Source organism: Edaphobacter sp. FHG110511_03, assembly GCF_059115365.1.
This window is the reverse complement of record NZ_JBZYWL010000003.1, coordinates 656123-677921: the sequence shown is the minus strand read 5'-3', so window position 1 is coordinate 677921 and position 21799 is coordinate 656123. Positions and strand designations below refer to the sequence as shown.

15 protein-coding genes are annotated in these 21799 nt (G+C 58.6%); 2 read left to right on the top strand and 13 right to left on the bottom strand.

Features of this window, described 5'->3' with window-relative positions; translation table 11 throughout:
* Positions 1–231: 231 nt before the first annotated feature.
* Positions 232–1629, bottom strand: coding sequence for a UDP-N-acetylmuramate--L-alanine ligase (gene murC / locus AC5S26_RS16245; protein WP_494185952.1), 1398 nt, complete (start codon positions 1627–1629; stop codon positions 232–234).
* Between the two features lie 440 nt (positions 1630–2069).
* Here murC and AC5S26_RS16240 point away from each other — a divergent pair, with 440 nt between their 5' ends.
* Together AC5S26_RS16240 and AC5S26_RS16235 are read left to right on the top strand one after the other, a co-directional pair.
* Positions 2070–3080, top strand: coding sequence for a YXWGXW repeat-containing protein (locus AC5S26_RS16240; RefSeq protein WP_494185951.1), 1011 nt, complete (start codon positions 2070–2072; stop codon positions 3078–3080).
* Positions 3081–3360: 280 nt separating this feature from the next.
* On the top strand, positions 3361–4851 hold the full coding sequence (locus AC5S26_RS16235) for a sulfatase family protein (protein ID WP_494185950.1): 1491 nt from the start codon (positions 3361–3363) through the stop codon (positions 4849–4851).
* Positions 4852–6481: 1630 nt separating this feature from the next.
* Here the strand turns inward: AC5S26_RS16235 and murG are convergent.
* The 12 genes from murG to dxs form a co-directional block, all read right to left on the bottom strand.
* Positions 6482–7588 carry an undecaprenyldiphospho-muramoylpentapeptide beta-N-acetylglucosaminyltransferase gene (murG, locus tag AC5S26_RS16230; RefSeq protein WP_494185949.1) on the bottom strand — a complete coding sequence of 369 codons (1107 nt, stop codon included), beginning with the start codon at positions 7586–7588 and terminating at the stop codon, positions 6482–6484.
* Positions 7566–8657: a putative lipid II flippase FtsW gene (ftsW, locus tag AC5S26_RS16225; RefSeq protein WP_494185948.1), complete on the bottom strand. Its 1092-nt coding sequence runs from the start codon at positions 8655–8657 to the stop codon at positions 7566–7568. Before ftsW ends, murG begins: the two co-directional genes overlap by 23 nt.
* 17 nt (positions 8658–8674) lie before the next feature.
* Positions 8675–10030, bottom strand: coding sequence for a UDP-N-acetylmuramoyl-L-alanine--D-glutamate ligase (murD, locus tag AC5S26_RS16220; protein WP_494185947.1), 1356 nt, complete (start codon positions 10028–10030; stop codon positions 8675–8677).
* Between the two features lie 25 nt (positions 10031–10055).
* On the bottom strand, positions 10056–11192 hold the full coding sequence (mraY, locus tag AC5S26_RS16215; protein WP_494185946.1) for a phospho-N-acetylmuramoyl-pentapeptide-transferase: 1137 nt from the start codon (positions 11190–11192) through the stop codon (positions 10056–10058).
* Positions 11193–11319: 127 nt separating this feature from the next.
* On the bottom strand, positions 11320–12705 hold the full coding sequence (locus AC5S26_RS16210) for a UDP-N-acetylmuramoyl-tripeptide--D-alanyl-D-alanine ligase (protein ID WP_494185945.1): 1386 nt from the start codon (positions 12703–12705) through the stop codon (positions 11320–11322).
* A complete protein-coding gene (locus AC5S26_RS16205; protein WP_494185944.1) occupies positions 12702–14192 on the bottom strand; it encodes a UDP-N-acetylmuramoyl-L-alanyl-D-glutamate--2,6-diaminopimelate ligase in 1491 nt (496 codons plus the stop codon). Before AC5S26_RS16205 ends, AC5S26_RS16210 begins: the two co-directional genes overlap by 4 nt.
* A 32-nt stretch (positions 14193–14224) precedes the next feature.
* On the bottom strand, positions 14225–16576 hold the full coding sequence (locus AC5S26_RS16200; protein ID WP_494185943.1) for a penicillin-binding protein: 2352 nt from the start codon (positions 16574–16576) through the stop codon (positions 14225–14227).
* Between the two features lie 54 nt (positions 16577–16630).
* Positions 16631–17161, bottom strand: coding sequence for a cell division protein FtsL (locus AC5S26_RS16195; protein ID WP_494185942.1), 531 nt, complete (start codon positions 17159–17161; stop codon positions 16631–16633).
* A gap of 181 nt (positions 17162–17342) precedes the next feature.
* Entirely contained in the window at positions 17343–18236 is an 894-nt protein-coding gene (gene rsmH / locus AC5S26_RS16190) for a 16S rRNA (cytosine(1402)-N(4))-methyltransferase RsmH (protein WP_494185941.1), read from the bottom strand.
* A gap of 43 nt (positions 18237–18279) precedes the next feature.
* The gene (locus AC5S26_RS16185; protein ID WP_494185940.1) at positions 18280–18720 is read right to left on the bottom strand and encodes a division/cell wall cluster transcriptional repressor MraZ; all 441 of its coding nucleotides are present in this window, start codon (positions 18718–18720) and stop codon (positions 18280–18282) included.
* A 363-nt stretch (positions 18721–19083) separates the two neighbouring features.
* On the bottom strand, positions 19084–19620 hold the full coding sequence (locus AC5S26_RS16180; protein ID WP_494185939.1) for a DUF2127 domain-containing protein: 537 nt from the start codon (positions 19618–19620) through the stop codon (positions 19084–19086).
* 95 nt (positions 19621–19715) lie between these two features.
* Positions 19716–21614, bottom strand: coding sequence for a 1-deoxy-D-xylulose-5-phosphate synthase (gene dxs, locus AC5S26_RS16175; RefSeq protein WP_494185938.1), 1899 nt, complete (start codon positions 21612–21614; stop codon positions 19716–19718).
* Positions 21615–21799 lie beyond the last annotated feature (185 nt).

Below are 21799 nucleotides of genomic sequence, written 5' to 3'. Positions count from 1 at the left end.
AGCGCACTCAACCTCTGGCGCCTCTAGCACCGCCGTTCCGCGCTTCGAAGATTCGTCGCTACTTCGCAAACCCGAGCAGGGCCGCGAGAATCGCCACTTCGACTATATCCCGCCAAACGGCCTGCCCGGCCCCTCAACTTCTCCCTTGTACCCTTTCAGGAACTCACCCGCCTGTCACTCCCACCTTCCTGCTATGTTTCCCTTTACCTGTGCGAGAAGGCGCCCCGCCCGCTACCCTCCCAGCCGCTCCAGCAACATCCCCGCCGCCTGCGAGACGCTCCCCGCCCCCATCGTCAAAATCACATCCCCCTCCCGCGACTCCCGCACCAACGCCTCCACCGCCTCGGCGACAGAACCCGCATACTCGACTCCATCGCGTCCAATCGCCTTCGCCAACCCCTCCCCAGTAATCCCGGCAATCGGCTCCTCGCTCGCCGCATAGATATCCAGCACCTCCACGCGATCCGCATCTCCAAACGCACCCACAAACTCAGCCATCAGGTCTCTCGTCCGCGTGTAGCGATGCGGCTGAAACAGCACCAGCACCCTGCCATACCCACACTCCCGCGCAGCCTTGAGCGTGGCGACAATCTCCGTCGGATGATGCCCGTAATCATCCACAACCGTCACGCCCCGTACCGTTCCTTTGATCTGAAACCGCCGGTCCACCCCGCGAAACCCATCCAGCCCCGCCGCAATCTGCTCCGGAACCACCCCAAGCTGTACCCCAATCGCCACCGCAGCCGCCGCATTCATCACGTTATGCTTTCCCGGAACGTGCAGAGCGAACGGCCCCAGTAAAGCTCCCCGATAGCTCACCTCGAACCTCGACAGTCCCTGCCCATCCCGCTCCAGCACCTTCACGCGGAAATCCGCATCTTCACCTTCGCCATACGTATAGAGCCGCCGCCTCACCTTCGGCAGCACCGCTCGCAACAGTGCGTCATCCGCGCAGGCCACCGAAGCTCCATAGAACGGGACCCTGTCCATAAACTCCACAAACGCCGCTTCCACATCCGCCATATCGCGATAGCAATCCATGTGCTCGCGATCCAGGTTCGTCACCACCGCCAGTACCGGCGACAGCTTCAAAAACGAACGGTCGCTCTCATCCGCCTCCGCCACCAGATACTGCGAGTTCCCCAGCCGCGCATTCGACCCCAGCGCGTTCACCCTTCCCCCCACCACCACCGTCGGATCCAGGCCCCCCGCTGCCAGCACCGAAGCCACCATACTCGTCGTCGTGGTCTTCCCATGCATTCCCGCCACGGCAATCCCATACTTCAGCCGCATCAACTCGGCCAGCATCTCCGCCCGCTGGATCACCGGAATCTTCTGCGCCCGTGCCTCCAGCACCTCAGGGTTCTTCGGATTCACCGCCGAGCTGGTCACCACCACATCACTGCCCGCAGCGTTCGCGGCCGCATGTCCCTCAAAGACCCGTGCTCCCATACCCACCAGCCGGTCCGTCACCGCCGACCGCCGCAGGTCGCTCCCCGAGACGGCATACCCCATCGTCAGCAGAATCTCCGCGATCCCGCTCATCCCGATCCCACCAATCCCAATGAAATGAATCCGAAGCGAAGGAGCAAAGAACTGATGACCGGAAGAGGCAAGTGTCACAGGCATAAATCCACTCTAGCAGCGACTTCTGGCCCACAAGATAGGCAGAACGCAGAAGAATGAGCTCCTTCACCCTCCAGCGGAAGCACACAATAAAGGATGCCCCGTCTTCGAACGCGAAGCGGGCCAAGGCGACCCCGCAGCACCGTTAGAGCCAAGGCAACAAATTCGCAGCATTCGAAACACCGAATATCGCCCACCTCCAGAAATCCGCTGACGGCTTTTCCAACGAGAAAGCCATCCGCAACTAACTCAATCCAAACACCTAACTCACCCCTCTGAATCCCCATTCACTTAACCGCAACGAAACTTTACAATTCGTGTCTAACTATCCGAGTGCCTGATCCGCATAGCAAAACGGGCAAAGCGGACAGGAACCTCAGCCGATCATCCGCGAAACCCAGCGCGTTTCGGGGAAAACGAAGGATCCTCGGCGAAGGCAGGCAATGAACCTCTTCCGTAAAGTTCGTAATGTCTTCGGAGCAGCCGTTCTTGGATCCGTATTCTTCACTGGTGCAGCACTCCTCTCTCCCACAACCGCCGAAGCGCGGGTCTTTGTCTCTGTTGCAATTGCCCCTCCTGCAATTCCCGTCTACGCTCAGCCGGTGATGCCCGGCGATGGCTATATCTGGACTCCTGGCTATTGGGCCTGGAGCGGTGAAGGCTATGAGTGGGTGGACGGTGCCTGGGTTCTCCCCCCCTACACTGGCGCCCTGTGGACTCCCGGCTACTGGGGCTACGGAACCGGCGGTTACCTCTGGAACGCCGGTTACTGGGGGCCTAATGTCGGCTACTATGGCGGCATTAACTACGGCTTCGGCTACTTCGGCGTAGGCTTCTACGGCGGCTACTGGGGCGGCGGACACTTCTGGTACAACCGCTGCTACAACCGCTTCGGTCCTGGCTTCCGTGGCGGATACGCCTACAACCGTCCCTACGCCGGTCACTTCGACGGTCGTCCCGGAGGATCCGGCTGGGCCAACCGCGGCAACAACTTCGCCGGAAATCGCGGCTCGTACTACAACAACCGCGGCAACAGCTTCGGACAGAGCAGCCGCAATGGCTTCGGCAACTTCCATGGAGCCACCAACGTCTCCACGGGCCGCAACTACAACGGCAACGGCTTCGGCTCAAACCGTGGTGTCGGCAGCTCGCAGCATAACTTCTACGGCGGATCCAACCAGGGCAGCTTCGGGAATCGCGGCTCCATCAGCCCCAACCAGGGCAACTTTGCAAACCGCGGCGGCCAGAGCTTTGGCAATCGTGGTAGCTTCGCCAGCTCCCAGTCGCGCCCCAGCTTCGGCGGCAACTCCGGAGCCTTCCGTGGCAATAGCGGCGGTAGCTTCAACGGAGGATCCCGCGGTGGCTTCGGCGGTGGAGGCGGAGGCGGTTTCCGCGGCGGTGGAGGCTTCCACGGTGGTGGCGGCGGACACGGCGGCGGTGGCGGACATCGCTAAATCATCACCCGCAATCTGAATCCTTCGCGACGGGCTGAGATCAACTCTCAGCCCGTCTTTATTTTGAGTAAAGTGTCATCCTGAGCGAAGCCCCTCGCAGCTTCATCGCGAGAGACGAGTCGAAGAGCCCGCCCTGAACGAAACCGAACGGGACCTGCGGTTGTTTTCCCTGAACAACAGAAAATCTGACAGCTTTTGCACCCTGCATTTCCTTCGGCTTCTTTCTCTAAAACCATGCGATCCCTTACTCTGTCCTTTTGAGATGGAAAGGGAGTTTTCAATGTCGAGCATGAAGGACTACACCCCCGAAGACGGAGTGCAGGAACAGGGCAAGGCCACAAGGCGCGACTTTCTCCAGGGCGCACTCGCCGTGGCAGGCACGTTCGCCGCATCCGGCGTAACAGCCGCGCCAGCAGAAGCCCAGACAAAACCAAAGCGCCCCAACCTCGTCTACTTCCTCGGAGAAGGCCAGCGCGCCGACGCTCTCTCCATCGCCGGGCACCCCATCCTCAAAACTCCCAATCACGACCGCCTCGGCGCCGAGGGCATGCGCTTCAACAACGCCTTCTGCACCAACGCCCTCTGTGCGCCCGCTCGCGCAGCCGCGCTCACCGGCATGTACTCCCGCTCTACCGGAGCTCTCTCCAACGAGCATCTCCGCACACCGCTTCCATCCGACATTCCCCTCTTCACCGATCTCCTCCGCGAAGCTGGCTACGAGATCGCCATCCTCGGCAAGGTCCATATGCACAACGGTGTCGAAGAGCGTCACTGGGACTACTACTTCGGCCACAACGATCCCGGCAACAACTACGAGAGCCCACTCTTCAAAGAAGGCCGCAACGGCACCGTCGGCCCCCAGATGCAGTACCACGACGTCTATCCCGATGACCTCACCACCGACAAAGCCCTTCAGTGGATCGATCAGGACCGTGGCGACAAGCCCTTCTGCATCCTCATCTGGTTCGTCGCTCCCCACGAGCCCTTCTTCCGCCCGCGCCGCCACCTCGATCTCTATAACGGAGTTCCCATCCCCAAGCCCTTAACCTTCGACGACGATCTCAAAGGCTATCCCGGCAAGCCCAAGAGCTTCATCGAAGCCGAAAACAAGGTCGGCACGACAAACTCTCACGTCGCCTGCGCCTCACTCGAGGGCATGACCAAGGACTACTACGCCGGCCTCGTCGCCGTCGACGACAACATCGGCCGCGTCCTCGACCACCTCGAAAAGAAGGGCATCCTCGACGACACCGCCATCCTCCACAGCTCCGATCACGGCTACTTCCTCGGCGAATGGCGTCTCTTCGACAAACGCCTCATGCATGAGCCCTCCCTGCGCGTCCCGCTCATGCTCCGCTACCCCAAACGCGTTCAGCCCGGCACCATTCGCGACGAGATGGTCCTCGACATCGACATCGCTCCCACCCTCCTCGATCTCGCCGGAGTTCCCACTCCCTCCCGCATGCAGGGCATGAGTATCCTCCCCCTCGCATCCAGACCGGAGCCCAACTTCCGCAAGGAGTGGTACTACGAGTACTACGAATGGCCCAACCCCGAGAAGGTCGCTCCCCACCGCGGCATCCGCACCGAGCAATACAAGCTCATCCAGTACGTCATGGACCCCACCGAGGGCGAGCTCTACGACCTCAAAGCCGACCCCACCGAGCGCGCCAACCTCTACGGCAAACCCGAATACGCCGACCTGCAAACTCATCTCCACCAGCGACTCGAAGCCCTACGCTCCAGCATCCCCGAGCGGCAAAAAATCTAGGGGAGATCAACCCAGACCACGATACCCGTCCAGTCCGTGATGGACTCCTTTATGAGGCGTCATCCTGAGCGAAGCCTCTCGCAGTTTCATCGCGAGATGCGCAGTCGAAGGATCCCTGTATTTCTCCCAACGAGCCTAGAATGCTAGCGCCTCAACCACACAAGAAATCAACACAAATCTGCATTCCGACCGAAGCGAAGCTCTGAGTGTACCGGGGACATACGTTACGCTGTGGACCTGAGACATCCGTTACAACCCCCTTGCGGTCTCGTTCTTCAAATATGGACTCGCCTTCGAAGCGGTGGGAATGTGGGAATCCCGAAGGGATTTCCAAGAGAATTGGGAAGGGTGGAAAGCCGGTCTTTGGCTTTCCATGCTTTCCAATTCTCGTCATTTCCACCGCGCAGCATTGACTTTGCAAGGTCGCTTCGGCCTTGAAGGCATGACGACAAGCGCCTTCGTCGTACTCATGAATGAGTTCACGAACGCGCTATGACCGCATGCCCCAAACAAACCTTTCCCACCAAGTTGTGGGCCGAATAAAAATGACGAGTTCGCCACGCTTTGCCACTGCGCTCAATTTGCTGCAAGTGTTTTTGGCTACCAAGCCGGAGGATACGATCGTAGAAACCGGATAGAGATACTCATCTCCATAGGTTCGAGTATTGCTATCGAAGAATCTTTGTCTGGTACAAGGTGTCCACATCCCATTTATACCCATTCCGTTGAAAACTAAGACTCCGTGAGCGTCTGGGCTTGCGATGTACGAATCTCCTTCCGCTGAGGTCTTGACGGTATTTCTTCCGTTGAGGTCATCATGGTATCCGCCGTTTTCGTCGGTATGGTAGTCAACGAATGCGAGGTTCATTCCGGACAGGGAATGTCCAGTGCGCCCGTCAAGCACACGAACATGGATCGCGACAGTCTGCGCGAAGAGTCCAATAGGAACAGCGGGAAGTTGAAAGCACGAAAGCATAGCTATCCTAAGCACCACCAGTTGAAGCCGTCCGCAGCTCACGATAACCCTCTGAAGATCACGATATCGTCAACCATGCTATTTCCAGCGGACCGAGCCCACCAACAACCCCAAAATCAATCTTGCTTGGCCGCTAAACTGAGTTCTGGGCAATTGTTCGCATCTCGCCTTCGATGGCACCGATGAGTCACCCTAGTGGACTGATCGCTCCTCTCTGGACCTTCAAGGTATGGGTTCTAACCAACCCTTCGGGCAGACCTAAAGCTCTTCCGCATTCAGCTCGCCGCTCCAGATCTCGAAAGTAGACTCTGTAGAATCCGGGCGTAATCAACTCGAATCCCAGCTCCTCAAAGTGAACAACTTCGCTGATGAAAATCCTGCTCTTGTGCCAACTTGCTCAGCTCGAGGGCCCACGAAAGCCCTGTCAAGAGGCCACCCCACTCAACCCACAGAAACCAACCAACATAAACTTGCCGATTAGTTCCACCCGATCACGTAATCTGGAAGTAGATCCCAATACGAATTTTGCGATAAACCTAGACAAATCAATAATTTGCAACTAAATCACCTACAATCAAGACTTTGCAAATGAAGTCCGAACCTAAATCAAATCGAATCAAGACTTTGCACAAATTCGACGGGAGTGGGATAGCCCTACCGCGCCAGCTCCACGACCATCCCGGCAATCTCCTGCACCGCCTCGGAATGTGCCAGAGTCCTGGCCCGCTGTCCCATCTCAGCCCGCCGCCGGTCGTCCGCCAGCAGATCCGAGAGCACCTGCAATAATCGCTCGGGTGTAAGCTCCGCCTCGACGATCAACTCCGCGGCTCCCGCAGTCACGAAGGCCGCAGCGTTCTTCTTCTGGTGATCGTCCGCCGCCAGCGGAAATGGAATCAGAACCGCAGCACGGCTTGCCGCCGCCACCTCCGCTACCGAGCTGGCTCCGCTGCGGCAGAGGATCAGGTCCGCTGCCGCGAACTGAGCCGCCATGTCGTCCAGGTAGGGAGTGACCCGCACCCGCTCGAAGCCCACGCCTTCCTGCTCGTAGGCCGCAACCGTCGTCTCGCCATGCCGCGCGCCGGTCTGGTGAACGACCGTAAGGTTCGGAAACTTCGCCAGCAGCCGCGTCATGATCTTCGGCATGGTCTGGTTCAAAACACGCGCTCCCTGGCTCGCGCCAAACACCAGCAGACGCTTCGCCTCTCCTTCAGCCTTGGGCTCGATAGCGAAGAACTCAGGCCTGACCGGCGTTCCGGTGACGCGGGCGTTGTGGAAACACTCTGCGGTCTCGGCAAAGTTCACAGCCGCGGCGTTCGCGCGCTTGCCAACCAGCCGGTTCGCCAGCCCGGGAGCCGCATTCGGCTCAAAAACCAGCGTAGGAATCCGCAGCAGGATCGCGGCCAGCATCGCCGGACCGGAAGCATAGCCCCCGACGCCCACGACAACCTGAGGCCTAAAACTCCTCAGAAGCTTGACGCATCGCAAAATGCCCAAAGGAAGATCGAACAGGGTCCTAGCCCGGGTAGCAAGACTCACATTCTTGAGCTGACCCACCTTGATCAGCTCCAGCGGAAACCCAGCCTCCGGAACCAGACGTGTCTCCAGCCCCCGCGCGGTTCCAACAAACCGCACCTCGGCTCCATGAGCATCGCGCAGCTCTCTCCCAATCGCCAGCGCAGGAACCACATGACCGCCGCTTCCACCGCCTGCAATCAACACCCGCAGAGCTTCGGCCATCTCAATCGATCTCGCGAGTGACATTCAACAGAACGCCCATACTCGCCAGCATCACAAACAGCGACGTTCCACCGAAGGAGATAAACGGAAGGGTAATTCCCTTGGTCGGCACCAGCGCGACCACAACGCTCATATTGAAGAAAGCCTGGATCAGCACCGTCGACGTGATCCCGAAAGCCAGAAACCGGGCGAACGGATCGGTAGAGAGGTACGCCGCACGCAGGCCGCGATAGCCCAACGTGATAAAAAGCGCAATGATCAGAATCGCGCCGATCAACCCCAGCTCTTCGCAGACGTTCGCGAAGATAAAGTCCGTATGCGGCTCCGGAAGATAGAACAGCTTCTGCCGTCCTTCCATCAACCCCAGTCCGCGCAGACCGCCCGTCCCTACCGCGATCAGCGACTGCAGAATGTGAAAGCCCGTTCCCCTCGGATCAGCCTCGGGATTTACGAACGCCAGCATTCGCGCCCTGCGCCACGGCACCCGGAACAGCATGTAATAAAGGACAGGAGCCGAACACAACAAGCCGATCCCGAGATACTTCAGCTGCATCCCGGCCAGGTAAAGCATCAACGCCGTCACTGCAGCGCAGACCATCGCAGTCCCCAGATCGGGCTCCTTCAGGATCAGCGCGACGAACAGCAACGGCGGCAGCGCGGCGCGAAGAACTGTCCCGCGCCAGTCGTCCATCTTGTGAATTCGCGTCTGCAGGAAGTAAGCGAGAAACAACACCAACGTAGGCTTGGCCAGCTCCGAAGGCTGAAAGCTCGCGAAGCCGAACCGGAACCAGCGATGCGTATTGTGCGAATCGCGCATCGCGAAAACGCCGATCAGCAGCACCATCGTGACGGCAACCGCTGTAAACACAAACCTGGGATTGTTATAGCGCCGATAGTCGACCTGCATCAGCAGAGCCAGCGCGATCATTCCCATCACCGCCCACATGCCCTGTCTCAGCATGTAAGGGTAAGGAGATCCGGTCTGCGCCTTCGCCATCACGGCCGAGGCCGAAAAGACCATCACCAGACCGAACAGCACCAGCAGCAGCACCACTCCGAAGAGCCACTTGTCCACTCCAACTCTCTTCGCCATGTCTACACTTCCTGCTGCTAACTCAATTCGTGAACGATCTGCCGAAAGGTCCGTCCGCGGTGCTCGTAGTTCTCAAACTGATCGAAGCTTGAGCACGCCGGAGACAGAAGCACGACATCCCCGGCGACGGCGGCCTTCTGGGCCTCGCGAACAGCTACGTCCATCGTTCCCGCTCCCACCATCTTCACGACTCCGTGAAGCTCGCGCTCAATCTTTTCCGCGGCAGAACCAATCGTATAAACAGCTTTGACCCGTTCGCGGAGAAGCGGGGCCAGCAACGTGTAGTCCGAACCCTTGTCCTTGCCTCCGAGGATCAGGTGAATCCCGCCCGGAAACGCCGCGACCGCCTTCATCGCCGCATCCACATTCGTCGCCTTCGAATCGTTGAAATATTCGACTCCCTGCACCGTGCTAACGAACTCCAGCCGATGCTCGACTGCCTTGAAGCCAGCGACCGCGCTTCGGATCTTCTCCGCTGGAACCCCGGCAAGCCGCGCCGCGCAGACTGCGGCCAGCACGTTCTCCACGTTATGCGCACCTTTGAGCGGGATCTCCGCGACGGGCATCACCGGCTCAGCCTTCGCCCCTTCGCGAGCGACGAACACGATGCTCTCCCCGTGTACAAAGGCTCCCTGCTTGATGGGTCGACGCGTGCTGAACCAGAAGATCTGCGCCTTCGTCTTCGCCGCAACCATCTGCGTAGGCTTGTCCTCCGCATTCAGCACTAAATAGTCTTCCGCTTCCTGACGCTCGGTGATGCGGGCCTTCATGGCCGCATAGTTCTCGAAGCTTCCGTGCCGGTCCAGGTGATCGGGCGTAATGTTCAACACCACCGCAATCCACGGACGGAACTGCTCGATCGTCTCCAGCTGAAAACTTGAGACCTCAAGCACACTTACGGTCTCGTCAGTGCTCTTCGGAACCAGGTCGATCACCGGCGTTCCTATGTTTCCCCCCACCAGCGTCTCCACGCCGCCTTCCTCAAGGATCCGTCCCACAAGCGTGGTGGTTGTAGTCTTTCCATTCGAGCCAGTGATCGCCAGTATCCGTCCCTTAAGAAACCGGCTGGCAAACTCGAGCTCGCCGATGACAGGCATCCCATAACCGATCACCTGCTTCACCTCAGGTGTATCGAGGGGAACGCCCGGCGAGATCACGATCAGGTCCTGGCGGCGAAAGGTGAGCAGCCCATGTCCCCCGCTCTCGACCATGATTCCGGCGTCGAGAAGCGCAGGTATCTCCTTCGCTAGCGCGACCGCACTGCGCGCATCGCTCACCGTCACCCGGGCTCCCTGTTGCCGCAAAAACATGGCAGCCGCGATCCCCGACTTACCCAGTCCCACCACCAGCACACGCTTATTCTTCAATTCCATAGCAGTTTTCAATCAGATCACAGCCTCATCGCAACTTCAACGTTGTCAGCGCCAGAAGCGCGAAGATCAATGCCAGAATCCAGAACCGCGCAATCACCTTGGACTCAGACCAGCCGAGAAGCTCGAAGTGATGATGCAGCGGGGCCATCTTGAAGATGCGCTTTCCATTCCGCAGTTTGTAGCTCCCCACCTGGAGCATCACGCTCAACGCTTCGAGAATGAAGACGCCGCCAATGAAGGGCAGCAGCAGCTCCTGCTTAATAGCAACCGCGACCGTTCCGATGGCGCCTCCCAGCGCCAGGCTGCCAACATCTCCCATAAAGATCTCAGCCGGATGCGCGTTGTACCAAAGAAAGCCGATACTCGCGCCAACCATGGCTCCGCAGAAGATCGTCAACTCGCTCACCATAGGCATGCGCTGCAGCTCGAGATAGTCCGAAAAGACCACGTGTCCACTGACGTAGGTCAGAACCGTAAGAGCACCCCCAGCAATAATCGTGCATCCAATCGCCAGGCCGTCGAGCCCGTCGGTAAGATTGACCGCATTGCTTGCACCGGCAATCACGATCATGACGAAGACGACGAACGGCAGAAATGCAAGCCAGTGCATATGAGGAATCTGCCCTAGCGACTCCCAGACGAGATCCGGGCGAAAACGCTTGAAGAAGGGAAACATCAGCTTTGTGGAGTAGTTTCCATGGCTCTGTAGATGAACAAGAGCAAGAGCGACTCCAGCGCTGGCCAGCAGCTGCAGGCCCAGCTTCGTTCGCGCCGTAAGGCCAAGATTTCGGCGGTGCACCACCTTGATGTAATCGTCGGCAAAGCCGATTGCGCCAAAGGCCAATGTCGAAAGCATCACCAGCCAGACAAATGGGTTCGATAGATCCGACCACAACAGGGTCGGCACGAGAATCGAAATGCAGATCAGCACCCCGCCCATCGTCGGCGTTCCGCTCTTCTTCTGGTGCGACTGCGGCCCCTCCTCGCGAATGTACTGGCCGATCTGAAACTCGCGGAGACGCTCAATCACATAGGGGCCGATCAGCAGGCCGATCAGCAACGCCGTCAGGCTCGCAAAGACCGTGCGAAACGTGAGGTAGCGAAAGATGCGAAACAGGCGAAAGTAGGGGAAGAGCTTCTGATACAGCAGCCAATAGAGCAAAACATCCGCCTTCGAGTGAGATCCGCAGGATAGGCACGCATGAAGACCGCGGGCTAAAGGTATCTTAACAGCCCGGTGATGCAGGTTTCCGCAGGATTTTCCACGCGGGAACCAAACTTCATTCTATTTACGCTCCGTCCTCCAGCCGGGCGAGCGCCTTCTCCAGCCGCACGCCGCGCGACGCCTTCAGCAACACCACATCTCCTTGTCGCAGGCTCGAACGCATCCATTCACCTGCCTCTTCGGGAGTCGCCACAAAGATCGCATCACCTCCGCCGGCTTGCACGCCACCTACCAGCTCTGCGGCTGCTCCCCTTACCCCAAGCACAGTCGTAACACCTTTTTCCGCCATTCTCCGTCCACAGGCACGATGCAGTGCGGCCGCCTCGGGACCGAGCTCCAGCATCTCACCGGCGATTGCAATATGGCGCTCGCCCGGCATCGCCATCAGGGCATCGATCATCGCATCCAAAGCGCGCGGATTCGAGTTGTAGGAGTCGTTAATGAGTGTGGCGCCACGCCACGACAACACTTCGCCGCGCTTATCGGCTGGCCGCAGTTCACCGACGGCGGCGGCGCACTCGCCCAGAGGAATACCGCTGCGCAGACCAACAGCAATCGCGGCCAGGGCATTCAACACATTGTGCCGTCCCAGCATTTTGAGATGGACCTGCGCCCTCTCCTGCCCGGCAACGACGTCGAAATGCACGCCTTCGATCCCCACCTCTTCGATCTTCTCGGCACGAACCTCCGCGTTCTCTTCCGTTCCATAAAGTACCGCCCGATCTCCCATGCCGCGCCCGAACTCCCGCACATAGGAGTCGTCCCCATTCAAAACAGCGATCCCGTCTGCAGGAAGAGATTCGACCAGCTCGTACTTCGCTCGAGCGATGCCGGCAAGCCCATCAGGAAAGAACTCGATATGGACCGGAGCGACGTTGGAGACGACGGCCCAGCTTGGCTCCGCAATCTTCGCCAGCGCGGCGATCTCGCCAGAGTGATTCATTCCCATCTCGATCACCGCTACTTCATGCTCGTGCTCGAGCCTCAATAACTGCAGCGGGAGTCCAAACGCATTGTTCAGATTGCCGGCGGACTTAAGGACACAAAACCGCGCGCTGAGGACCTGTGCAACCGCCTCCTTCGTCGTGGTCTTGCCAGCGGACCCGGTTACGCCGATGACCCGACCCGCCCAGGTGCGTCGTACCGCATGAGCCAGTTGCTGCAGAGCGTTTAAGACGCAGTCCTCACAATCCGCCACGCGCAGCAACTTCGTCTCGTCTACATTGGCAGGGATCAGCCAGCGGTTGCTTACCACCGCGGCGACTGCCCCGTCAGCAAGTGCGGCGGCTACAAAATCATGGCCATCGAGCCTCTCTCCCCTTACGGCAAAGAAGAGGTCTCCTGCTCCGACCGTACGCGAGTCAATGGAATATCCCGCCGCTTCGGCAGAGGTGTCGAAGATGCCTTCGGCGTGAATCCAGTCCGCGATCTGTCCCACCGTCAATTTCATCGGAGTCCCTCCAATACCTGCGCAGCCACAGCTACGTCGTCGAACGGCACGGATCCATTCCGCAGGACCTGCACTTTCTCATGACCTTTTCCTGCAATCAAAACGATGTCTCCTTTGCGAGCAGATCGAATCGCAGTCTCAATCGCAGAAGCGCGATCCTCTTCCACAATGCAGCTGGCTCCTATCTCCTTCACGCCGACCAAAGCCTCAGCGAGGATCGCGCCTGGCTCTTCGCTGCGCGGATTGTCGCTCGTCAACACCACCAGGTCGCTCCCCTCACCTGCCGCGCGTCCCATACGCGGACGCTTCGTGCGGTCGCGATCGCCTCCACAACCAAATAACGTGATCACGCGACCTCCCTGCTCGTTCACCAGTTCCCGGGCCAGAGCAATCAGATTTCGCAACGCATCATCCGTATGGGCATAGTCGACAACAACGGTCACACCATTGTTGGAAGGAACGACCTCGAATCGCCCCGGAACCTGTGCGCCTGCACCTGCGGCGGTGGCAATCTGGTCCAGCGTAAGGCCACGCGCCCAAGCCGCTGCAGAGGCTGCCAGCAGATTGTATACATTCACTCGTCCCGTCAAAGGCGACCTTATCTCGACTGCACCATGGGGAGTTCGCAGGCGAAACCTCGTCTCTCCTGCTCGCATTCTTACGTCTTCCGCACAGAAATCTGCCGCGACTCCGAACCCATATCGCACCAGCTGCGATCGGTCGATCGTCGCTGCGAGTCTTTGTCCATACGGGTCGTCGATGTTCACCACAGCCACTCGTGGAGGGGGCGCGCCTACGCCTTCGAACAAGCGCGCCTTCGCGGCGAAGTAATTTTCCATGCTGCCGTGGAAGTCCAGGTGATCCTGCGTCAGGTTCGTGAAGATTGCGACATCGACGGGCAATCCCCAGACGCGCTCCTGCTCGAGCGCATGGCTCGACATCTCCATTACGGCCTCGGTCGCGCCTGCCTTTACACCGTCGGAAAACAGCTCGAAGACGTCGCGAGATTCCGGCGTGGTATGCGGAGACTCGCGTACCTCCTTCACGATATGAGTTTCGATGGTTCCGATCAGCACGCAGCTTCGACCGATCCCCTTCAACATCGCTTCGAGCAGAAATGCCGTCGTCGTTTTGCCGTTCGTTCCCGTCACCGCGCTGAGGGCAAGATGCTGCTGTGGATGACCGAAGACCGCCGAGCTTGCCTCGGCCAGGGCACGTCGGCCATGCACCACGAGAGCCACACCAGTACCCGGGTGCTCGCGGCGGAGAGCTTCATAAACATCGGGAGAATCGGTCACAATCGCAATCGCGCCCTGTGCCATCGCTTTATCAACAAAACGATTTCCGTCAGTTGCGCCACCGCGCATCGCAACGAACAAATCGCCGGGCTGCACCCGCCTGGAATCGTACTGAACGCCGTGCACGGTCACTGCGGCTTCGGCATATTTCACCGCGGCAATCTCGCGAAGCACGTCGTTCCAATCCATAATTACGATTCTAAGTGTTCAGGAGCAGGACCCTATCGCGCAAACCTGACCACGACTTCAGTTCCTGCCGGAACCATAGTACCGGGAGCTGGCGCCTGCTCTTTGGCAAGCCCGCTTCCGATGGGCTGTACCCGCAAGCCCATCTGATCCGCACGCTCGACGACGGTGCGCAAAGAGCCACCATCGAAAGAAGGCACGGCCACGCGATGGCTCGCATCCACAACGATGCCGCCATCCCCTCGCGTCTGTACCGCAGGAATAATTCGGGGAACAGAAGCCACGGGTACAGCCTGTGCAGACTCATCCTTGCCTGAGTGGAGCGCGGCAAGGACCTTCTCAGGCAGGCGATTCAGCAGCTCCGAGTCTTTGCCCTTCGCGACCGTGGCTGCCGTTTTCTTCGCGGGCAAACTCTCCGTCTTTGCCGCAATCATCGACTTATCATCCACATCAGAAACAGAGGTCGACGTGTCGTTGGCTGGAGTGCGCAAAGGATCGTCGGCCGGAAGGCTGTTGATATCGGCAAACATCTGGTTGAGATCTGCGCCGTTGTCAGACGAATCTTCGGTAACAACTTCGTTTGCGGCAAGCATCATCTGCTGCTTCGTCTTGAGCGGCTGATCGTGCGGAACCCCGAGATACTCCAGCACCTCCTGCGCCACCTGCTGGAAAACCGGCGCGCTCGTCTCGGCTCCATAACGCGTGCCGACTGTCGGGGTGTCGATCACCACCGCTATCGAGATCGCCGGGTTGCTGACCGGCGCAAAGCCCGCGAAGCTGGCCACGAGCTTGGTATGCGAATAGGTGTGCGTCGCGGGATCGATCTTCTGCGCCGTTCCCGTCTTTCCCCCCGCGCTGTATCCATTCAGCGCTGCCTTCCTACCCGTACCCTCGGTGACGATACTCTGCATCATCATCCGCATCTTGGCCGAGGTCATCTCTTTGATCACGCGATGAGCACCATCCGGCAGGGTGGCCGGCAGTTGGTTCGTCGGACGGAAGGCGATGGGCTTCAGCCTTGGATCGCCCTTCATCTGATCAGTGGACTCCAGCAGCACATGCGGCGGCATATATACGCCGCCATTCGCAATCGTGCTTACCATCGTTACAAGCTGGATCGGCGTTACCCCGATCTCCTGCCCAATCGCAAGCGACAGGATGCTGGTCGCATCCCACTTCTTTGGATTGCGCAGCAGCCCGCGCGTCTCGCTCGGCAACTCAATTCCTGAGCGATCGCCGAAACCGAAGGCGCGCATGTAGTCGTAAAACTTCTGATTGCCCAACTTCAGCGCCATCTTCGCCGCGCCCACGTCGCTTGAGCGCTCCAGCGCATACTGCACCGTCACGCGTCCAAGATGACCGTCTGACCTGTCATCATGCAGCGTGCGTCCATACATGGTCAGGGCTCCTCCCTGGCAGTCCACAATGTCGGTCGGCTGTACGCCGGCGGCATCAAGCGCCGCGGCATAGGTCAGCAGCTTGAACGTCGATCCAGGCTCGTACACGTCGCTCACTGCAAGGTTCTTCAGCACACTCGCGTCCATATGACGCTGATCGTTCGGATTGAATCTCGGTGCTATTGCCAGCGCAAGAATTTGCCCCGTGTGCGGATCCTGCACGACAACGGTGCCGTGCGCGGCCTTCATCTTCGCCATCTGCGCGTCGAGCGCCCGCTCCGCCATGTACTGGATATTCGCATCGATGGAAAGCACCAGGTTTTCGCCAGGCATCGGCTGGCTTTCCTGGCTTCCCAGGACATGCCGCTTCGCATCCACGGCAGTCATTACGTGTCCCGGCGTTCCATGCATCTCGTCGTCGAAGTGAGCCTCGAGTCCACCAAGTCCGGTATCGTCCGTACCCACATAGCCGAGAACCTGCGCTGCCAGGTCGTTGTTCGGATAGAAGCGTTTAAACTCCTTCTGGAAATAAACGCCCTTCAGATTCAGCTCGCGCACACGTTCCGCGGTCTCGGCATTGACGCGCCTCGCAACCCAGGCGAAGTTTCTCGACGCGTTGAAGCGAGCCAGCATCTGCGGCTCAGAGGTAAAGCTTTCGTGCTCGTTATGGACAATCTTCGCCAGAATATCCGCGGTTTCAGCGCGATTCTCGCCCAGCTCATTCGGGACCGCGTAGATGCTATCGGCCAGCACCGTCATCGCCAGCTCTTTCAGCTGACGATCGTAGAGCACGCCGCGTCGCGGGGCGACCTCAAAGGTGCGCTGCTGTTGCCGTGCGGCCCGCTCGACGAAATCGCCGTGCCGGACGACCTGCAGCCAGATCAGTCTGACCCCGATAGCTGCCGTCCAGAAGACAAAGAACAGCGCCACGTTGACAAACCGCATCCTCCGAATCGGAGCGGTTAGTGTCTGCCGTGGCGCCTTATTCATGACGGATCTTCCAATCTCAATCTGCGGATTACTGTCTTACCTACTGGCCGAAACTTACCGAGCGATGATTGCCGGAGCGTTGGCCTCAGCCCACACCGGACCGTTCGTCATCTCGCTTCCATCCGGCCGGACGACCTGACCAGGCTGAGGCGCATCGAGCCCGAGCTGCTTCGCGATCTTGTCGATCCTCTCCGGATCGGTCAGCTGCGCCTCGGTCAATCGAAGCTGGCGGTTCTGCTCGTGCAGCTGCTCCACCTGCTGCTTCTGGGCTTCGACGCGATAGCCGATCTCGATGGCGAGAAAGTGCTGCCATACATAGACCATCACCAGCACGAACAGCATGCTCATGACGACAGCGAACTGACGCATCTCACGGCGACGCTCAGGATCATCCGCCTTGACCAGCCGCGTGTTGTCAATGTGCTTAGCAAAAAAGACTTCGGGGGTCGGCCCGCGGCGCGCCTTGCCCTGCGCTTCAAGCAGTGCGCGGTTACGCTCCGCAACGGACTCGGTACGGCGTTGGGGTTTTGCCGCCGCCGCACCCATCATCTCAATCTGCTGTCCTGCCATCACCGACGCTGCCATCGCGCACCTCTCACTCTTCTCTGCTTCTCTGCCACCCTCAAGAACGAAACCGGGCCGGGATCGTTATTTGGAGGAAGGGACTTTTTGCTGCTGGTTGTCTTTCGCCTGAAAGCACGGTGGGACAACCCCGGCCCGATCACTTGTCTGCTCCCTGCTCTGCTGCATAAGCCAAATCTTCAACTCAAATCTTTGCTACCGCCCGCATCTTCGCGCTTCTCGACCGAGGGTTACGACCCTCTTCTTCTTCGCCGGCTACCACCGGCTTCTTCGTCAAAACCTCGTACACCTTGTTGCGTCCGGCCTCCCGAAACGCATCTTTCACCAGCCGGTCCTCCAGCGAGTGGAAGCTGATCAGCACCAGCCTTCCTCCCGGCTTCAGTAGAGATGGCGCGCTCTCAAGCAGCGTCCTAATCTCTCCCAGCTCGTCGTTCACTCGAATTCGAAGTGCCTGAAAGGTCCTGGTCGCCGGATGAATCTTGTCGCCTTTCATTGATGGGGCCGCGGCCGATACCACTCTGGCTAACTCCGCCGTCGTCGTAATCGGCCGGGCCCTCACAATGGCTCTGGCGATTCTCCGCGACCTCCTTTCCTCTCCGAATTCGTAAATCAGGTCGGCGAGCTCGTTTTCGTTTTCCTGATTTACCACTTGCTCGGCCGTCTCCCCCATGCGTGTATCCATCCGCATGTCCAGGGGTCCATCCGACCGAAAACTGAATCCTCTGTGCGCCTCGTCCAGTTGCAGGCTGCTGACTCCAAAGTCCGCAAGCAGACCATCCAGGCTGCCCGCCTCAATCTCGCTCGCTGCTTCGGAAAACGCCTTGGAGATCAACTTCACCTCCGGCATCTCCGAACCAAGCTCGGCGCGAAGTTCTTCCAATCTCGCCTTCGCCAGCTCCATCGCCTCGGGATCGCGGTCAAAACCGATCAGCGTTCCCTTTGGACCGAGCCTCCTCGCAATCTCCGAAGAGTGCCCCGCGAGTCCCAGCGTCGCGTCAGCCACAACACCGCCTGGCCGCACATTCAAGTACTCCATTACCTCTTCTAAAAGAACTGGCACATGCTGCGGTCTCGTCATCTTCTCCGCCCTCTGTGCTGCCCCTGGGGGCCAACTTCACTTGCTATAAACCGAACTCTGACAACGCCATCTGATCCGCTTCGGTCATCGGAGCCATTTCAAGCTCCGCCTTGAACGAATCGTGGTTCACAACCTCGAGAAACGTCTGCGAGCCCAGCACGACCACATCTCCGGTCACCTTTGCCGACTCCCGCAGAAGCTGCGGCATCAACAGGCGCCCCTGAGCATCCATCTCCGCCATCTGGCCGTAGTAGTTCGTCACGTCCAGAAACTTCTTTCTTGCCGGGTTCATGGAAGGAATCGCGGCCAGTTTCTCCTCGATCTTTTCCCACTCCTTCAACGGGTAGATCTCTGCCCGCTTCCCGTCCTTGCTCGTGATGTAGAACTGGGGGCCATACATCTCATCCACCCTGCGCTTGAACTCAGCCGGAAGCTTCAGCCGGCCTTTTTCGTCCACGCGGGTTGGGTGATTTCCCCTGAACATGACAACCTCGATACCTGTTCCAACTCATTGCTTCAGAAGGGGAAGGCGGTGGAGGTAGACTTTTGTTCAAATCTTGCTTTGGACTAGTCCCTTTAACTCCACTTTTTACCACTTCCGTCCACATAGTCTCGTACGTGACGAGTTGGTGTAAAGGAAAGAATTCAGGGAAAAGGACATGATTCCCACAATGGGATGTGGATAACTCATCAAATTGGGTTAGCCAAAGAGATAACCACTACATATTGGGCTAACGAGGCCGGTTCATATCAAATCGGTTACTTGCGAAGCCACGGATGGGTCTGGTAGGCGAATCAAAAGCGAAAGTCCGACACACTTAGTAAGTGCTCTCCGATCCGTGAGCCCTCAATCGCTTTGTAGGGAGTGAGAGACCTTCTTCTTTCGCAGAAGCCAGACCAGATATCCCAGAACGAGGAGATTGATAAGGAGAAGGCTGAGACGGAACCAGTTCGGATGGCGGCTCAGTTCAAAGAGCTCCCACGGCAGGAACGAGACGGTCAGGATGAGGGTGAGGTACTCTGCCCAGACCTTTTCCAGCATCAGGCCAATTCCCTCCGTCAGCGCCAGGACTGAATAGGCGAAGGTCGCCAGGCTGATCTGTTTCAGGCGGTGAGCATCGATCAGGTCGACTTTATCCAGCAGCAAGGTGACAAACTTGCTCTCCGGATCGAATTTGAGTGCTGTGGCCAGGCGCATGACTTCATCGCCCAGATCCTTGTGCAGCAGGTGAATGGCTCCGAATCCCAGGAGGAAGAAAAAGACTGCCTTACCCAGCTTGAAGAGTCCGATCGCCATCAGGCCGCGATCTCGATGTCTGCCAGCGTTGCGCGTGGTTGAGCGAAGCTGCATCCACCTGCGATCGGTTGTTAGCTCGCTCTCCATCCTGATTCTCAGTTGACGGGCTCCCGGAGGAAATGTCAACGTCCACCCGAAAGATCAGGACTGGAGGGGCTTTTTGCGTCAGAAAGAGCTGGCGATCAGGAGTGCTTCGCCAGAACCCTATCCATCAGCTTGTTCAGATACGGTCTTGCCTTTGCAAGGGCAGCTTCCGCCGTGATGCCATATTTTGCCCTCAGCGCCTCCACTTTGCCGTGCTCGATGAAGGCGTCCGGCCAGCCGATGCGAACAACAGGAACATTCAAATCCAGTTCGTTCAGCGTTTCCATCACGGCAGAGCCGAAGCCCGCGGCGAGAACGTGGTCTTCCAGCGTAATGACGAGGCCCGAACGAGAGCCGAAGTCCGCAAGACAGTCTCGATCGACGGGCTTCGCGAAGCGCGGATTGATGACTGCGGCTGAAAAGCCTTCATGCTCCAGCATCTCCTTCAGGCGAACAGCTTCGGGAAGCATGGCCCCCAGACCGAAGATGGCGACATCTGCCCGGCCCGGATCATTGACAATTTCAGCCTTGCCGATTTCGACCGCGACTGGTTGAGCCTTCACCTCGGCCCCGGGCCCCGTTCCCCGCGGATAGCGTATCGCGGAGGGACCGTCGTGAAGCATGGCGGTGTACATCATGTCCTGCAACTCATCCTCATCTTTGGGAACCATGTGGATGATGTTGGGGATGCTGCGAAGGTAGCTGATATCGAACAGGCCGTGATGGGTCGGACCATCATCTCCGCTCAGACCGCCTCGGTCCATGCAGAAGACGACGGGAAGATTCTGCAGGCAGACGTCGTGAACGATGGGATCGAACGCGCGCTGCAGGAAGGTGGAGTAGATGGCGCAGAAGGGCTTGTAGCCTTTGGTGGCCATTCCCGCGGCGAAGATCACCGCATGCTCTTCTGCGATTCCTACGTCGAAGTAGCGCGACGGATGATGCGGACGGAAAAGATCGAGGGCGGTTCCGTTGGGCATTGCGGCGGTAATTGCAACGACCTTCTTATTCGCCGTGGCGAGCTTGGTAAGGCTCTCGGCGAAGATCTCCGAGTAGGTCTTCTGGCCCGCGGATTTGGTCTCGCCCGATTCGGGGTCGTAGGGTCCGAGGCCGTGGAACTTCTTCTGCTTTTCAAGGGCAGGTTGAAATCCGCGGCCCTTCTGCGTGATGGTATGAAGAACGACGGGCTTGTTCTGCTGCTTGAGAAACTTGAAGGTCTCGATCAGCAGGGGCATGTTGTGGCCATCGATAGGACCGTAGTAACTGAGACCGAATTCCTCGAAGAGCATACCGGGGCCGATGAGGCCCTTGGCTGCTTCTTCGGCCTTGCGAACGACGTGGCGGGCTGTCTTGCCGCCGAACTTCTCGATCAGCCCAGCGGCCTTATCGTGCAGGTTGCTGAAGGTGGTGGTGGTGGTGATCTTGTGGAAGTATTCGGCGATGGCTCCGACGTTCTTGTCGATGGACCAGTCGTTGTCGTTGAGAACGATGATCATGCGGCGCGTCTGCGCAGCGATGTTGTTCAGCGCTTCGAACGAGATTCCGTTGGTGAACGCGGCATCGCCGGCGAGCGCGATAACGTGCTCACTGCCGCCGGAGAGATCGCGTGCGACTGCCATTCCGAGGGCGGCGGATAGGGCGGTTCCTGCATGCCCTGCACCGTAGCTGTCGTGCTCGCTCTCGGTGCGCAGCATGAAGCCATTGAGACCTTCCGGTTGACGGATGGTATGAAACTGTTCTTCGCGGCCGGTAAGAAGCTTGTGAACGTAAGCCTGGTGGCTGACGTCGAAGACGAAGCTATCGGTCGGGGTATCGAAGACGTAATGGAGCGCTATCGTCAGCTCGACGACGCCGAGATTAGGACCGATGTGGCCCCCGGTCTTGGCGACTGCGGTGATAAGACGCTCGCGAATCTCTTCAGCGAGCCGCTCCAACTCAACCAGCGAAAGCTTCTTCACATCGGTTGGCGATTTTATTTTCCCTAAAATTTCGTCCATCGGGCGATTCCTGCTTCTGGCCTACTTAGATTCGACGCAACTGACTTTCATGAGACTCTTCGGCCTCTTGTTCCGACAGCCCTTAAGTATAACGGTGGGGAAACCTGTTCGTTCCCTCCGGAACTCTTCCAGATTCCCCCTGCACTATTTTGCGCAAAGTCTTCACAAATAATGACTTATGCCAG

What these genes read in the sequence shown, in the direction of transcription:
- AC5S26_RS16240 (WP_494185951.1), top strand. Translation starts at nt 2,070, where the DNA reads ATGAACCTCTTCCGTAAAGTTCGTAATGTCTTCGGAGCAGCCGTTCTT.
- AC5S26_RS16200 (WP_494185943.1), bottom strand. Translation starts at nt 16,576, where the DNA reads ATGAATAAGGCGCCACGGCAGACACTAACCGCTCCGATTCGGAGGATG.
- AC5S26_RS16205 (WP_494185944.1), bottom strand. Translation starts at nt 14,192, where the DNA reads ATGGATTGGAACGACGTGCTTCGCGAGATTGCCGCGGTGAAATATGCC.
- AC5S26_RS16195 (WP_494185942.1), bottom strand. Translation starts at nt 17,161, where the DNA reads ATGGCAGCGTCGGTGATGGCAGGACAGCAGATTGAGATGATGGGTGCG.
- AC5S26_RS16180 (WP_494185939.1), bottom strand. Translation starts at nt 19,620, where the DNA reads ATGGAGAGCGAGCTAACAACCGATCGCAGGTGGATGCAGCTTCGCTCA.
- AC5S26_RS16210 (WP_494185945.1), bottom strand. Translation starts at nt 12,705, where the DNA reads ATGAAATTGACGGTGGGACAGATCGCGGACTGGATTCACGCCGAAGGC.
- murC (WP_494185952.1), bottom strand. Translation starts at nt 1,629, where the DNA reads ATGCCTGTGACACTTGCCTCTTCCGGTCATCAGTTCTTTGCTCCTTCG.
- ftsW (WP_494185948.1), bottom strand. Translation starts at nt 8,657, where the DNA reads ATGGCGAAGAGAGTTGGAGTGGACAAGTGGCTCTTCGGAGTGGTGCTG.
- AC5S26_RS16185 (WP_494185940.1), bottom strand. Translation starts at nt 18,720, where the DNA reads ATGTTCAGGGGAAATCACCCAACCCGCGTGGACGAAAAAGGCCGGCTG.
- dxs (WP_494185938.1), bottom strand. Translation starts at nt 21,614, where the DNA reads ATGGACGAAATTTTAGGGAAAATAAAATCGCCAACCGATGTGAAGAAG.
- AC5S26_RS16235 (WP_494185950.1), top strand. Translation starts at nt 3,361, where the DNA reads ATGTCGAGCATGAAGGACTACACCCCCGAAGACGGAGTGCAGGAACAG.
- murD (WP_494185947.1), bottom strand. Translation starts at nt 10,030, where the DNA reads ATGGAATTGAAGAATAAGCGTGTGCTGGTGGTGGGACTGGGTAAGTCG.
- rsmH (WP_494185941.1), bottom strand. Translation starts at nt 18,236, where the DNA reads ATGACGAGACCGCAGCATGTGCCAGTTCTTTTAGAAGAGGTAATGGAG.
- murG (WP_494185949.1), bottom strand. Translation starts at nt 7,588, where the DNA reads ATGTCACTCGCGAGATCGATTGAGATGGCCGAAGCTCTGCGGGTGTTG.